The sequence below is a fragment of the Kocuria sp. WN036 genome (assembly GCF_002287015.1).
GTDB classification, from domain to species: domain Bacteria; phylum Actinomycetota; class Actinomycetes; order Actinomycetales; family Micrococcaceae; genus Kocuria; species Kocuria rosea.
The window spans coordinates 43,044-57,933 of record NZ_NSKF01000014.1 but is presented as its reverse complement, the minus strand read 5'-3'; the positions used below and the strand labels follow the sequence as shown (position 1 = coordinate 57,933).

Here is a 14,890-nt window from a genome sequence, read left to right as displayed (position 1 = left end):
AGGCAGTGCGGCCGGGAGCTGCGTCGTGTCCTGCGCGACGGAGCCCCCGGCCGCAGTGCTGTGCGCGTCCTCCCCGGTGGCATCCCTCGACCCAAGGCGGCACACATGCGACGAGCAAAGATCGTGGCCACGATCGGCCCGGCCATCTCCTCGTACGAGAACCTCTCCCAGGCGATCCGGTCCGGCATGAACGTGGCCCGGCTCAACATGAGCCACGGCGACCACTCCGTGCACGACGCGTCCTACGAGAACCTGCGGCGCGCCTCGGCGGACGCCGGGCAGACGGTCGCGATCCTCGCGGACCTGCAGGGGCCGAAGATCCGGCTCGGCCGCTTCGCGGACGGCCCGCACGAGCTGCTCCCCGGCGACGTGTTCTCCATCACCGTCGAGGACGTCGAGGGCACCGCGAGCCTGTGCTCCACCACGCACAAGGCCCTGCCGGGCGACGTCAACGTGGGCGACCCGCTGCTCATCGACGACGGCCGGGTCGCCCTGCGCGCCACCGCCGTCTCCGACACCACCGTCACCACCGAGGTGGTCGTGGGCGGGGCGGTGTCCAACAACAAGGGCATCAACCTTCCCGGTGTGGCCGTGAACGTCCCGGCCCTGTCCGACAAGGACGAGGACGACCTGCGCTGGGCCCTGCGCCGCGGCGTGGACCTGATCGCCCTGTCCTTCGTGCGCGATGCCAAGGACATCGTGCGCGTGCACGAGATCATGGACGAGGAGGGCCGGCGGCTGCCGGTGATCGCCAAGATCGAGAAGCCGCAGGCGGTGGACGCCCTGCACGAGATCATCGACGCGTTCGACGGCATCATGGTCGCCCGCGGGGACCTGGGCGTGGAGCTGCCGCTGGAGCAGGTCCCGATCGTGCAGAAGCGCGCCATCGAACTCGCCCGGCGCTGGGCCAAGCCCGTGATCGTCGCCACCCAGGTGCTCGAGTCGATGATCGACAGCCCGCGCCCCACCCGGGCCGAGGCCTCCGACTGCGCCAACGCCGTGCTCGACGGCGCCGACGCGGTCATGCTCTCCGGGGAGACCTCGGTGGGCAAGTACCCGATCGAGACGATCGAGACGATGGCCCGGATCATCGAGGCCATCGAGTCCCAGGCCCTGGAGCGGGTCCCGGCGCTCGGCACGGAGCCGCGCACCCGCGGCGGTGCGGTGACGCGGGCGGCGGTGACCATCGCCCGGCAGCTCGACGTCAGCTACCTCTGCACGTTCACCCAGTCCGGGGACTCCGCCCGCCGGCTCTCCCGGCTGCGCCCGGCCCACCCGATCCTGGCCTTCACCCCGGAGCCCCTCGTCACCGCACTCATGTCCCTGCTGTGGGGGGTGCAGCCCATCCAGGTCGCGAAGGTCGACCACACCGACGAGATGACCCGGCAGGTCGACCTGCACCTGCAGGAGCAGGGCCTGGCCGGCAAGGACGACCTCGTGGTGATCTGCGCCGGCTCGCCCCCAGGGGTCGCCGGCACCACGAACCTCGTCAAGGTGCACCGCGTGGGCGACGTCGCCGACGCCGGGGAGCTGCTGGGCAGCGGGCAGCGGCGCGAGCGCGTGGGACCGTGGCGGGAGGGGTGAGCAACCCCCCGGCCATGACCCCCGAGGAGCACTCCCGGGACCTGCGCGAGCACGGGGTCCCCGAGGAGCTGCACGCCGCCTTCCCCGGTCACGGGATGGGCGGTCTGGCCCGGGCGATGGGCATCCGGTTCACGGAGCTCACGCCCGGGCGGGCGGTCGCCACGATGCCGGTCGAGCCGAACACGCAGCCGGGCGGGATCCTGCACGGGGGAGCGCACTGCGTCCTCGCCGAGACGCTCGCCTCGACCGCGGCGAGCGTGCACGCCGGTCCGGGGCGGTACGCGGTGGGTGTCGACGTCAACGCGACGCACCAGCGCGGCGTGGCCTCCGGGACGGTCACCGGCACGTGCACGGCGCTGCACCTGGGCGCCACGCTCACCGTCCACGAGGTCGTGATGACCGACGAGCGGGGGCGGCGGCTGTCCACCGCCCGGGTCACCAACCTGGTGCGGGAGCGGGGCGCCGCGGGCTGACGGCACGGGGGTGGGACGAGAAGACCCCGGACCGAGAGGTCCGGGGTGCTGGTGCCCAAGGTGGGACTCGAACCCACACTCCAGGGGAACCGCATTTTGAGTGCGGCGCGTCTGCCAATTCCGCCACTTGGGCCTGCGGTCGCAGTCCGCGCCGCCTCGGGAGGGCGGCTCCTGCGCTCGACCACTCTACAACAGTTATAGGCTGGGGCTGATCGGACGGAACGCGCGGCGCCGGGCAGTCTGGCGCCGCCGGCCCCGCCGCCCGCGCGGCGCGGGCAACGACGCACCAGCAGCCAAGGAGTCAGCGTGACGGAGCAGCCGAACCCCTCCCCGGCGGAGGAGCCCGAGACCCGCGACGACCTGTCCGGCGAGGCGGCGGAGAACGACCTGCGCCCGGCCCGCCGGGTGGTGGTCGCCGAGGACGAGACCCTGATCCGCCTGGACATCGTGGAAATGCTCCAAGATGCGGGCTACGAGGTGGTCGCGGAGGCCGACAACGGCCAGCGCGCCGTGGAGCTCGCCCGCGAGCACCGCCCCGACCTCGTGCTCATGGACGTGAAGATGCCCGTCCTCGACGGGATCACCGCGGCGGAGCAGATCGCCTCGGACCGGATCGCCCCGGTGGTCCTGCTGACGGCCTTCAGCCAGCGGGAGCTCGTGGAGCGGGCCCGCGAGGCGGGGGCCATGGCCTACGTGGTCAAGCCGTTCACGGTGGACGACCTCGTGCCCGCCATCGAGATCGCGATCTCCCGAGCCGAGGAGATCGCCGCGCTCGAGCGCGAGGTCTCGGACATGAAGGAGCAGTTCGCCACCCGCAAGCTCGTGGAGCGCGCGAAGTCGCTGCTGACCACCAAGATGGGCCTCACCGAGCCCGAGGCGTTCCGCTGGATCCAGAAGACCTCCATGGACCGCCGGCTGTCCATGCGGGAGGTCGCCGAGGCCATCATCAACCAGGTCGCCTGAGCACACCGTCCGGCCGCGCCGGCTGACCCGCCGGGCCCTGGCGGACCGCCGGTCCCGGCTCCCGCCCGGCCCTAGGATGGGTCCGTGGAGAAAACGACGCAGCACACGCAGACCGACCCGAGCCCCGAGACCGCTGTCCGCACGGTGACCGTCGGGACCGACACCGACCACCCCGTCGACGTCGAGATCCCCCACCCGGTCTCCCGGCCCGAGCGCAAGCTGCTGCTGGTCGACGGTCACTCCCTGGCGTTCCGCGCGTTCTTCGCGCTGTCCCGCGCCGCGGAGTACGGCGGCGGGCCCGCCTTCGTGACCTCCGACGGCCGGCACACCGAGGCCGTCTACGGCTTCGTGAACACGCTCGTGAAGCTGATCCGCGAGCAGAAGCCCACCCACCTGGTGGTCTCCTTCGACCTCGACGGCCCCACTCTGCGCTCCCAGGAGTACGAGGAGTACAAGGGCGGACGGGACGAGACGCCCGAGGAGTTCCACGGGCAGGTCCCGCAGATCCGCCGGATCCTCGACGCCCTGGGCGTGCCCGTGGTCACCGCCGAGGGCCACGAGGCCGACGACGTCCTCGCCACCCTCGCCCGCCGCGGCGCCGAGCAGGACTACGAGGTGCTGGTCTTCTCCGGGGACCGGGACGCCTTCCAGATGATCGACGAGCACGTCACGGTGGTCTACCCCGGGCGCACCCCGTCCGACCTCAAGCACATGGACGCCGCCGCCGTGGTGGAGAAGTACAAGGTGCCGCCCCAGCACTACCCGGACCTCGCGGCCCTGACCGGGGAGCAGGCCGACAACCTCCCCGGGATCCCCGGCGTGGGAGCGGGGTTCGCGGCCAAGTGGATCCTCGCCTACGGCGGCGTCGACGCGATCCTCGCGCACGCGGACCGCGTCAAGGGCAAGAAGGGCGAGGCGCTGCGCGAGCACCGCGCCGACGTCGAGCGCAACCGCCGGCTCAACCGCCTGATCACCGATCTCGCGCTGGACGTCGACCTCGCCGACGCCGGCCTGCCCGTGCCCGACGCCCAGGCGGTGGGGGAGGTCTTCGACGACCTCGAGTTCGGCGACGGCCTGCGCAACCGGCTCTTCGACGCCTTCGGGCGCCCCGCCGAGGAGGCGGCCCCGCCGGCCGACCTCGGCCTGGGCGAGGTGGAGCGCCCCGGCACCGCCGAGGACCTCGAGCAGTGGCTGGCCGGCGGGGAGGGCCCCGTGGTGCTGCACGCCCTGCACCGCGACGACGACCCCGTGCTGCCGGGCGCCCGCGAGCTCTCCGGAGTGGTCCTCGCCCGCGGCGGCCACCAGCCGTCCGCGCTGTTCCTGGACCTCGCGGCCGCCGACTCCGACCTCGAGTCCGCACTGGCCCGCTGGCTGGCCGACGCGGACCGGTCCAAGATCGTGGACGGGCTCAAGGACGTCTGGAAGTCCCTCGCGGTGCGCGGCCTGCCGCTGGCCGGGGTCGTGGACGACCCCCAGCTCTCGGCCTACCTGCTGCAGCCGGCGCGGCGCAGCTACGAGCTCCCCGCGCTGCTCGAGGACCGGCTGGGCCTGGCGGTGGCCCCCGCCGCGGACGGCCCCGCCGCCGAGGGGCAGCAGCAGCTCGCCCTGGACGCCGAGCCCTGGCCCGCCCCGGCGGTGCTCCGGCGGGAGGCGGAGCTGGCGGTCGCCACCGTCCAGCTCTCCGAGCACCTGTTGGAGAAGCTGGCCGAGACCCACCAGACCGCCCTCCTCACGGACCTCGAGCTGCCCCTGGCCGTGGTGCTGGGCCGGATGGAGCTCGCCGGGATCGCCGTGGACCCCGAGGGGGTGCAGGTCCTGCTCGACGACTTCGCCCGGGTGATCGAGCAGGCGCAGCAGGAGGCGCACGCCCAGATCGCGGAGCCCGTGAACCTCGGCTCCACCAAGCAGCTGCAGCAGGTGATGTTCGAGGAGCTGGGGCTGCCGAAGACCAAGAAGATCAAGTCCGGCTTCACCACCGATGCCGACGCCGTGGCGGAGCTGCTCACCCGCACCGACCCGGACTCCAAGGGGCACCGCTTCCTCGCCGGCCTGCTGGCCTACCGGGACGCCAACAAGCTCCGCCAGACCGTCGAGGGCCTGCAGAAGGCCATCGCCGAGGACGGCCGTGTGCACACCACCTACATGCAGAACGTCGCCGCCACCGGCCGGCTGTCCTCCACCAACCCCAACCTGCAGAACATCCCCGTGCGCACCGAGGAGGGCCGCCGCATCCGCGGGCTGTTCGTGGTCGGGCGCCCGGAGGACGGGCGGGCCTACGAGCAGCTGCTCACCGCCGACTACTCCCAGATCGAGATGCGCATCATGGCGCACCTGTCCGGGGACGAGGCGCTGATCGAGGCGTTCCGCAGCGGCGAGGACCTGCACCGCTTCGTCGGCTCGAAGATCTTCGGCGTGGCCCCGGAGGAGGTCACCGCGCCCATGCGCTCCAAGGTCAAGGCCATGAGCTACGGGCTGGTCTACGGGCTGAGCTCCTTCGGGCTCTCCAAGCAGCTGCGGATCCCCGTCGACGAGGCCCGCACCCTGATGAGCGACTACTTCACCCGGTTCGGGGCGGTGCGCGACTACCTGCGCGGCGTCGTGGAGCAGGCCCGCGAGGACGGCTACACGGCCACGATCGACGGCCGCCGCCGGTACCTCCCGGACCTCTCCAGCGACAACCGGCAGCTGCGCTCCATGGCCGAGCGCGCCGCCCTCAACGCCCCCATCCAGGGCTCGGCCGCCGACATCATCAAGAAGGCGATGCTCGGGGTGGACCGGCGCTTCGCCGACGAGGGCCTCGGCTCCCGGATGCTCCTGCAGGTCCACGACGAGCTCGTGGTGGAGGTCGTGCGCGGGGAGCGCGAGACCGTGGAGCGGGTGCTGCGCGAGGAGATGGGCGGCGCCGCCGAGCTGTCCGTGCCGCTGGAGGTCAACGTCGGCGCGGGCCGCTCCTGGCACGAGGCGGCCCACTGACCGGCCGGACCGGCGCCCCGGCCGGCCCGCTCCCCGACCCCACCGCGAACGAGGAACCCACCATGGACCCCCAGCACGACGCTCCGACGACACCGTCCACCCCCGGCACCGTGACCGAGTCCTACTCGGCCGGCGGGCACGACTACACCTTCGCGGAGTTCGGCGTGGGCCCCGGCGGCGTCGCGGCCAACCCGGCCGCCGTGGAGTGGGTGCGGGCCATCCGGCAGGGCTTCCACCAGGCGGAGCCGACCGACGAGACCCTCGAGCGCACCCTGTCCTGGATGCACGCCGAGCGGGTGCGGCTGCGAGCGGCGTACCCGCACGCCGTGCCGGAGGCGGCGCTCCCCACCCGGCGGCCCGTGGCGACCTTCACCTCCTGGGAGGGCTCGCTCAACGCGGGCCGCGGCCGGCTGCTGCGGGCCCGGCTCATCTCCGAGGTCACCGTGCGGCCCACGCACAGCCGCCGCGGGCTGCTGCGCCGGCTCATGACGGGAGAGCTCGACCGCGCCCGGCGGGACGGCTACCCCGTGGCGCTGCTGACCGCGACCGAGGCCACCATCTACGGCCGGTTCGGCTTCGGCGCGGCCACGTTCAACCGCGAGGTCACCGTGGACGCCACGACCCGCCTGCAGCTCAAGGCCCCGACCGTGGGCAGCGTGGAGATGGCCGACGGCGAGGCGGTGCGCCAGCTCGCCCCCGTGCTCTTCCAGCGCTTCCACGAGAGCTCCCACGGGTCGGTGAGCCGGGTGGCCTACCACTGGCCCGAGTACACGGGGGAGTACGCCATCACCCCGCAGAAGGCGGACCCCGAGGTGCGCTGCGCCGTGCACTACGACGACGCGATGCGCCCGGACGGCTACGTGACCTACCGGTTCGAGCCCAACACCTCCTACCCGCTGACCCTGACGGTGCTCGACCTCGTGGGCGCCTCCCCGGACGTGTCGATCGCCCTGTGGGAGTTCGTGACCTCCCTGGACCTCGTGGACCAGGTCCGCTTCGGCCGCGCCCCCGTGGAGGACCCGCTGGTGTGGGCGATGGCGGACCGGGCCAAGTACCGCGTCACCGCGGAGTCCGACAAGGTGTGGGTGCGGGTCCTGGACCCCGCCGCCGCGCTGGAGGCCCGCCCGTACACCTTCCGCGGGCGGATCGTGATCTCCCTCGTGGACTCGATGGGCTACGCCGACGGCGTCTGGGCACTGGACACCAGCAGCGGCACGCCCGTGGTCGAGCGGCTGGGCGACCGGCCCCGCACCGCCGACGACGACGCCGGGCGGTCGGTCCCCGCGGTGGAGCTGCCCGACGGGGCCGACGTGGCGATGCGGGTGGACGTGCTCGGGTCCCTGTACCTCGGGGCGGTGAAGGCGAGCACCCTCGCGCAGGCGGGACTGATCGTGGCCCGGGACGAGGACTCGCTACGGGACCTGCAGGACTTCATGGAGACCCCGACCGCCCCGTACGGCGTCACACAGTTCTGAGCCCGCGCGGCACGGCGGGTCGCGTGTTGCGCCCCTTTTCCTCCGTCCGTAGACTGACCCGGTGCGTGCTCTGCACGTGCCCTGTCCAGCAATCCTTCGGAACGGCCGCGGTCCGGCCGGACAATCTCCGTTCCGACTGATCACAAACTATCCCCATCGGAGCCCCTACTACATGACCACCACCACCCCGCAGGTTGCCGTCAACGACATCGGGTCCGCCGAGGACTTCCTCGCCGCTGTCGACGCGACCATCAAGTACTTCAACGACGGCGACCTCGTCGAGGGCACCGTCGTCAAGGTCGACCGCGACGAGGTCCTTCTCGACATCGGCTACAAGACCGAGGGCGTCATCCCGTCCCGCGAGCTGTCCATCAAGCACGATGTCGACCCGGACGAGGTCGTGACCGTGGGTGATGAGGTCGAGGCTCTGGTCCTCACCAAGGAGGACAAGGAAGGCCGCCTGATCCTGTCCAAGAAGCGGGCTCAGTACGAGCGCGCCTGGGGCGACATCGAGAAGATCAAGGAGGACGACGGCGTCGTCACCGGCACCGTCATCGAGGTCGTCAAGGGCGGCCTCATCCTCGACATCGGCCTGCGCGGCTTCCTCCCCGCCTCCCTCGTCGAGATGCGCCGCGTGCGCGACCTCGCGCCGTACATCGGCCAGCAGATCGAGGCGAAGATCATCGAGCTGGACAAGAACCGCAACAACGTGGTCCTGTCCCGCCGTGCCTGGCTCGAGCAGACCCAGTCCGAGGTCCGCTCCAACTTCCTGCACAAGCTCGAGAAGGGCCAGGTCCGCACGGGCACGGTCTCCTCGATCGTCAACTTCGGTGCCTTCGTGGACCTGGGCGGCGTCGACGGCCTCGTGCACGTCTCCGAGCTGTCCTGGAAGCACATCGACCACCCCTCCGAGGTCGTCGAGGTCGGCCAGGAGGTCACCGTCGAGGTCCTGGACGTCGACATGGACCGCGAGCGCGTCTCCCTGTCGCTGAAGGCGACCCAGGAGGACCCGTGGCAGCTGTTCGCCCGCACCCACGCCCTCGGGCAGGTCGTGCCGGGCAAGGTCACCAAGCTCGTCCCCTTCGGCGCGTTCGTGCGCGTCGAGGACGGCATCGAGGGCCTGGTGCACATCTCCGAGCTGGCCCAGCGCCACGTGGACATGGCCGAGCAGGTCGTCTCCGTGGGCGACGAGCTGTTCGTCAAGGTCATCGACATCGACCTGGACCGCCGCCGCATCTCGCTGTCGCTCAAGCAGGCCAACGAGGGCGTGGACCCGGACTCCACCGAGTTCGACCCGGCCCAGTACGGCATGGCCGCCGAGTACGACGACCAGGGCAACTACAAGTACCCCGAGGGCTTCGATCCCGAGACCAACGAGTGGATCGAGGGCTACGAGACCCAGCGCGCCGCCTGGGAGCAGCAGTACGCCGACGCCCAGTCCCGCTGGGAGGCGCACAAGGAGCAGGTCCGGAAGTCGATCGCCGAGGACGCCGAGGCCGCCGCCGGCGGCACGACGAGCTCCTCGTCCTCGTCCTCCTCGTCCTCCTCCTCGTCCGCGCCGGCCCCGACCAGCTACTCCTCCGAGGCCCCGGCCGCCGACTCCGGCACCCTGGCCTCCGACGAGGCCCTGGCCGCTCTGCGCGAGAAGCTGACCGGAGCCTGATCCGACAGGCACCGCCAGGCCGTTCCGCACGGCGCTGACCACGACGGCCCCCACCCTTCGCAGGGCGGGGGCCGTCGTGCTGTTCCCGGGGCCGCCGGACCGGCCGGGCGCCGCTCAGGGCCGGCTGCCGGCGGGGGTGTCCACCCAGTCCGTGCCGACGGGCCGCAGGACACCGGCGCCGGCGGTCAGCGAGGCCACGCGGGAGTGCAGCGCGGCGACGGCCGCGTCGTCGTCGGGCAGGGCGAGGCCCAGCTCCGCGCCGGCCGCCCCGTAGGCGGTGTCCAGGACCGTGGTCCCGGCCGCGCGCAGCTCGTTCTCGATCCGGCCCGCGTCCGCGTGGGAGGCGGGGAGCCGGTAGAGCCGCTGCCGCCGGCGGACCACCAGGGACGCGCCGTCGAGGGCCTGGGACACGGCCTCGGAGTAGGCCCGGACCAGCCCGCCGGCGCCGAGCAGGGTGCCGCCGAACCAGCGGACCACCACGGCGCTCACGTCCGAGAGGTCGGTGACGTCCCGGCCGGCGGCGTCCGTGGCGGTGCGCCGCAGCACGAGGGCCTCGAGCATCGGCAGGCCCGCGGTGCCGGCGGGCTCGCCGTCGTCGGAGGAGCGCTGCACGTCCCGGTCCGGGCCCAGGACGAACGCCGAGCAGTGGTGGCGGGCGTCGTGGAATCCGCGCCGCAGCTCCTCGGCCAGGGCCCGGGCCTCGGCCTCCGTGGGCGCCCGGCGCAGCACTGCCAGGAAGCGGGAGCGCTTGATCTCCAGCTCGGCCACCGCCTCCGTGCCCGCGGCGAGCGTCGTGTACCGGGTCGCGCGGCTGAGCAGGGGGTCCGGGTCCATGCTCCCCACTCTAGGCCGGGCCCCGCGCGCCCTCGACGGGACCGGGACGGGGTGCTAGACAGGGGAGCAGCCGCGACCGAGGGAGCAGACATGCGCATCGCCGACACCTCCGACCTCTGGTGGAAGCAGGCGGTCGTGTACTGCGTGGACGTCGAGCGGTTCCTGGACACGGACGGCAACGGCGTCGGCGACATCGCCGGGCTGGCCGAGAGGGTGGACTACCTGGCGGAGCTCGGCGTCACCTGCCTGTGGCTCATGCCGTTCTACCCTTCGCCCAACCGGGACGACGGCTACGACATCACCGACTTCTACGGCGTCGACCAGCGGCTGGGCAGCTTCGGCGACCTCGTGGAGCTCGTCCGCACCGCCCAGGACCGCGGTCTGCGGGTCATCGCCGACCTCGTGGTCAACCACACCTCCGACCAGCACCCGTGGTTCCAGGCCGCACGTTCGAGCACGGACAACCCGTACCGCGACTACTACGTGTGGCGGGCCGACGAGCCGCCGGACACCTCCGGGAAGGCCGTGTTCCCCGACCAGGAGGGCGGCATCTGGACCCGGGACGAGATCACCGGGCACTGGTACCTGCACCGCTTCTACCGCCACCAGCCCGACCTCAACCTCTCCCACCCCAAGGTGCGGGACGAGATCGCGAAGATCGTCGGGTTCTGGCTGCACCTGGGCCTCGACGGCTTCCGCGTGGACGGGATCCCCCAGCTGCTCACGCTGGCGCAGGGCGACGACTTCGAGAACCAGGGCGGGTTCACGGACCCGCACGGGTTCCTGCGCTCGCTGCGCAGGTTCGCCAACCGCCGCAACGGCCGGGCCGCCCTGCTGGGCGAGGTCAACCTGCCCTACCAGCAGCAGCTCGAGCTGTTCGGCACGGAGGACGCGGGGGAGCTGACCATGATCTTCGACTTCGTGGCCATGCAGAACCTCTACCTCTCGTTGGCCCGCCGGGACGCCGGGCCGCTGGCGACCGCCCTGAAGAACCGGCCCCGCATCCCGCAGGACGCCCAGTGGGCCAACTTCGTGCGCAACCACGACGAGCTCACCCTCGACCAGCTCTCCGCGTCCGAGCGGGAGGAGGTCTTCGCCGCCTTCGGGCCAGAGGAGCGCATGCAGATCTACGGCCGGGGCCTCACCCGGCGGCTGCCGCCCATGCTGGACGGGGACCGGCAGCGCATCCGGATGGTCTACTCGCTGCTCTTCTCCCTGCCGGGCACCCCGGTGCTGTACTACGGCGAGGAGATCGGCATGGGCGAGAACCTCGCCGCCGAGGGCCGCATGGCCGTCCGCACGCCCATGCAGTGGACCTCCGGGCGCAACGGGGGGTTCTCCTCCGCCGGCGCCGAGGACCTCTCCGGCCCCGTCGTCGAAGGAGAGTTCGGCCCCGCGGCCGTGAACGTGGCCGACGCCAAGCGGGACCCGGACTCCCTGCTGAACTTCGTCACCGCCCTGGCCCGCCGCTACCGCGAGTGCACCGAGCTGGCCTGGGGGCCCGCCGAGGTCCTGGACCAGCCGCGGCGGGAGGTCCTTGCCCACCGGTGCTCGTGGGAGGGCTCCGGCATCGTGGCGCTGCACAACTTCTCCGCCGAGCCCACCACGGTGCCGCTGCGGCTGCCGGACGAGGAGGAGGGCACCGAGCTGCTGGACCTGCTGGGCAGCGGGACGTGCACCCTCGACGCCGACTCCTCGGCCGAGCTGGCCCTGGAGGGCTATGGGTACCGCTGGCTGCGGGTGCAGCGGGCGCACGGGCCCGGCACGCTGCCGGACGTCATGACCACCGTGGCCGGGGCCGGGAGGCTTGAGCGCCCGGCGGGGCGCGGCCGGGACCGGCCGATAGCATGGTCCCATGCTGACCATCGGACTCACCGGCGGGATCGCCTCGGGCAAGTCCACGGTCTCCCGGCGGCTCATGGAGCTCGGGGCCACCGTGGTCGACGCCGACGCGATCGCCCGCGCCCTGCAGGAGCCGGGCCGGCCCGGCCTCGAGGGGATCGTGGAGGAGTTCGGACCCTCCGTGCTGACCCCGGACGGCCGCCTGGACCGGGCCGCGCTCGGCGCCCGCGTGTTCGCGGACCCGGAGGCGCGCGCCCGGCTCAACGCGATCATCCACCCCCTCGTCCGGGCGGAGGCCGAGCGGCTCGCGGCCGCGGCCGGGGAGGACGCCGTCCTGGTCGAGGACATCCCGCTGCTCGTGGAGACCGGCCAGCACGGGCGCTTCGACCTCGTCCTCACGGTCCAGGCCCCGGCGGAGGAGCGCGTGCGGCGGATGGTCGAGGACCGCGGCATGACGGAGGCCGACGCCCGCGCCCGGATCGCCGCCCAGGCCACCGACGAGGAGCGGGCCGCCGTCTCCAGCACCGTGCTGGTCAACGACGGCACCGTGCAGCACCTGCTCGACCGCGTGGACGCGTGGTGGGAGTGGCACGTGGAGCCGCGCCTGGCGTCCACGCCGCCCCCGGAGTGAGCCTCCGCCTCAGGACGACCACGCGGTAGGGTCGTAGCAACCAGAACGCACCACCGATCCACACGACCGACGCACACAACCGAGACACGGCGGCCGTCCGCTCGTCCGAGGCCGAGGGCAGCCGGGGAAGCACGGCGATGTTGAACAGACTGCACGACTCCCTGCGACTGCGGACCAGTCCCACCATCTTCTTCGGCTCCGCGCTGGTGATCGCCGCGTTCGTGGTCCTGACGCTGGTGTTCACGGAGTCCATGGACGCTGTCTTCGCGGACGGCTCGACCTGGGTGATCGAACAGCTCGGCTGGTTCTACATCCTGGGTGTGACCGTCTTCCTGCTGTTCCTGATCTACCTCATGGTCAGCCGCTTCGGTCAGGTCCGGCTCGGGGCCGACGACGAACGGCCCCAGCACACCAACCTGTCCTGGTTCTCGATGCTCTTCGCCGCGGGCATCGGCACGATCCTGATGTTCTGGGCCGTCGCCGAACCGGTGAACCACTTCGCGAACCCGCCCCGGCAGGGCGTCGAGCCGGCCTCCATGGAGGCCGCCACCGAGGCGATGGGCTTCACGCTCTACCACTTCGGGCTGCACACCTGGACGATCTTCACCCTCCCGGCACTGGCCTTCGGCTACTTCATGTACAAGCGCAACCTCCCGCCGCGGGTGAGCTCCATGTTCCAGCCGCTGCTGGGGGAGCGCATCCACGGGCCGGTCGGGCGGCTCATCGACATCCTGGCCATCGTCGGCACCCTCTTCGGCGTGGCCGTCTCGATCGGGCTCGGCACCATGCAGATCAACAGCGGCCTGGCACGGCTCTTCGGCATCTCCGAGTCGGCGCTGTCGCAGATCCTCATCATCGCCGCCGTCAGCCTCGTCGCCTCGGTCTCCGTGGCCCTCGGCCTCGACCGGGGCATCAAGCGGCTGTCCAACACCAACATCCTCATCGCGATCGCCCTGCTGGTCTTCATCCTCGTCTCCGGGCCCACCGTGCTGATGCTCAAGGGCATGGTCGAGTCCGCCGGCACGTACCTGTCGATGCTCCCGGCGCTCGCCTTCTGGAACGACTCGCTCGCGGACACCGGGTGGCAGAGCGGCTGGACCGTCTTCTACTGGGCGTGGACCATCACGTGGTCCCCGTTCGTGGGCATCTTCATCGCCCGCATCTCCCGCGGCCGCACCATCCGCCAGTTCGTCTCCGGGGTGCTCGCCTTCCCCACGCTGTTCTCCGTCATCTGGTTCGGGATCTTCGGCATGGGCGTGTTCGACATCGAGCTCAACGGCGGGGGCGGGCTCGTGGAGGCCGTCGTCGACGAGGGCGACATCCCCGGCGCGATGTTCGTCTTCCTCGAGAACTTCCCGTTCTCCACCGTCACCTCCGCCGTGGGCGTGCTCATCGTGGTGCTGTTCTTCATCACCTCGATCGACTCGGCCGCCCTGGTCATGGACACCATGGGCAGCGGCCACGAGGAGGAGTCCCCGGTGCACCAGCGCGTGTTCTGGGTCGTCGCCATCGGCCTCATCGCCGCGATCCTGCTGACCGCCACCGGCGCCACCGGGCTCGCCGCGCTGCAGAACGTGGCGATCCTCATCGGCCTGCCGTTCTTCGTGCTCGGGTACGTGATGATCTACTCGCTGCTCCGGGCCCTGCGCGAGGACGCCGGGGAGGTGGGCGTCCTGCCCACCCGCCAGTGGCGCCGGGTGCTGCCGCCCGAGGAGTTCCGCCGCCGCACCTCCACCGGCGCCGAGGTGGACGAGGAGATCGTCGTGGCCCCGGACTACGTGCACGGCTCGGAGCCGGCCAACGCCCCGGCCATCGAGCACCCGGAGCAGCCCGACTACGTGCGGGAGTACCGCACGAGCACCGGCTCCCTCAAGCAGATCCGCGACGTCGAGTAGCCGCCCGCACACCAGGGACCGTATGGCCCCACCGGCGTCACACCCGCCGGTGGGCCCGGTCCGTGCCGGCACCCAGGCGCTAGACTGGTGATCACCATCACAGTCGGCAACGGGGGACGTCATGGCGCGGAACAGGCAGAACACCAACCGGGACGGCGAGCAGCAGCACCGCATCCTCGACCGGCTCAACGCCATCGCGATGCGCGTCTACGGGCCGGGGGACCGGCTGGCCCAGGCGCAGGAGGGCGAGAGGATGAGCGAGGCCGCCCAGACCTGGTACCAGGAGGTCCAGGAACACTTCTACGTGGAGAAGGACGAGCACGGCAACGAGTACCTCTACCACCGGGACGACTCCGGCGAGGGCACGAACACCGGCAGCTCGCGCAACTAGAACTCTCGCGAAGGGCGGGGAGCCTCCGGAGGCTCCCCGCCCTTCTGCGTGCGCTCTCCGGACGGGCGGAGGCGACGGGACGGCGCCGTGTCGGGTCAGCGCCCCGAGCCCTGGTCCCCGATAGGCTCCGAGAGCGCCGGAACACCCCTGCCCGGGACGCACCCGC

The 14,890-nt window shown here is 72.0% G+C and carries 10 protein-coding genes, 1 tRNA gene and 1 pseudogene; 10 read left to right on the top strand and 2 right to left on the bottom strand.

Annotated features, from left to right (window positions below; all coding sequences use genetic code 11):
* Nucleotides 1-105: 105 nt before the first annotated feature.
* Both pyk and CK505_RS10230 read left to right on the top strand, forming a co-directional pair.
* Nucleotides 106-1,584 carry a pyruvate kinase gene (pyk, locus tag CK505_RS10235; protein ID WP_095651002.1) on the top strand — a complete coding sequence of 493 codons (1,479 nt, stop codon included), beginning with the start codon at nucleotides 106-108 and terminating at the stop codon, nucleotides 1,582-1,584.
* Nucleotides 1,581-2,057, top strand: coding sequence for a PaaI family thioesterase (locus CK505_RS10230; RefSeq protein ID WP_095651001.1), 477 nt, complete (start codon nucleotides 1,581-1,583; stop codon nucleotides 2,055-2,057). The genes pyk and CK505_RS10230 overlap by 4 nt, the downstream gene beginning before the upstream one ends.
* Nucleotides 2,058-2,106: 49 nt before the next feature.
* Here the strand turns inward: CK505_RS10230 and CK505_RS10225 are convergent.
* Nucleotides 2,107-2,190 (bottom strand) — tRNA-Leu (locus CK505_RS10225).
* A gap of 227 nt (nucleotides 2,191-2,417) precedes the next feature.
* Between CK505_RS10225 and CK505_RS10220 the strand changes: the two genes are divergently transcribed.
* The 4 genes from CK505_RS10220 (at nucleotide 2,418) to rpsA (ending at nucleotide 9,131) form a co-directional block, all read left to right on the top strand.
* A complete protein-coding gene (locus CK505_RS10220) occupies nucleotides 2,418-3,020 on the top strand; it encodes an ANTAR domain-containing response regulator (RefSeq protein ID WP_031282683.1) in 603 nt (200 codons plus the stop codon).
* 84 nt (nucleotides 3,021-3,104) lie between these two features.
* Nucleotides 3,105-5,993: a DNA polymerase I gene (gene polA / locus CK505_RS10215; RefSeq protein WP_095651000.1), complete on the top strand. Its 2,889-nt coding sequence runs from the start codon at nucleotides 3,105-3,107 to the stop codon at nucleotides 5,991-5,993.
* A 62-nt stretch (nucleotides 5,994-6,055) separates the two neighbouring features.
* Complete coding sequence (locus CK505_RS10210; RefSeq protein ID WP_095650999.1) at nucleotides 6,056-7,468, top strand: GNAT family N-acetyltransferase; 1,413 nt, start codon at nucleotides 6,056-6,058, stop codon at nucleotides 7,466-7,468.
* A 172-nt stretch (nucleotides 7,469-7,640) separates the two neighbouring features.
* Nucleotides 7,641-9,131: a 30S ribosomal protein S1 gene (gene rpsA / locus CK505_RS10205; RefSeq protein ID WP_035924005.1), complete on the top strand. Its 1,491-nt coding sequence runs from the start codon at nucleotides 7,641-7,643 to the stop codon at nucleotides 9,129-9,131.
* A gap of 114 nt (nucleotides 9,132-9,245) precedes the next feature.
* On the opposite strand, the gene CK505_RS10200 is transcribed toward rpsA, so the two are convergent.
* Complete coding sequence (locus CK505_RS10200; protein ID WP_017832861.1) at nucleotides 9,246-9,965, bottom strand: YigZ family protein; 720 nt, start codon at nucleotides 9,963-9,965, stop codon at nucleotides 9,246-9,248.
* A gap of 90 nt (nucleotides 9,966-10,055) precedes the next feature.
* On the opposite strand from CK505_RS10200, the pseudogene CK505_RS10195 reads away from it, so the two are divergent.
* The 4 genes and pseudogenes from CK505_RS10195 to CK505_RS10180 form a co-directional block, all read left to right on the top strand.
* Nucleotides 10,056-11,714, top strand: a pseudogene (locus tag CK505_RS10195) (alpha-amylase family protein); the annotation flags it as partial.
* A 106-nt stretch (nucleotides 11,715-11,820) separates the two neighbouring features.
* Nucleotides 11,821-12,438 (top strand): dephospho-CoA kinase, encoded by a 618-nt coding sequence (coaE, locus tag CK505_RS10190; protein ID WP_095650998.1) that lies wholly within the window; start codon nucleotides 11,821-11,823, stop codon nucleotides 12,436-12,438.
* 137 nt (nucleotides 12,439-12,575) lie between these two features.
* On the top strand, nucleotides 12,576-14,333 hold the full coding sequence (locus tag CK505_RS10185) for a BCCT family transporter (RefSeq protein WP_095650997.1): 1,758 nt from the start codon (nucleotides 12,576-12,578) through the stop codon (nucleotides 14,331-14,333).
* Between the two features lie 121 nt (nucleotides 14,334-14,454).
* Nucleotides 14,455-14,724 carry a hypothetical protein gene (locus CK505_RS10180; protein WP_017832857.1) on the top strand — a complete coding sequence of 90 codons (270 nt, stop codon included), beginning with the start codon at nucleotides 14,455-14,457 and terminating at the stop codon, nucleotides 14,722-14,724.
* Nucleotides 14,725-14,890 lie beyond the last annotated feature (166 nt).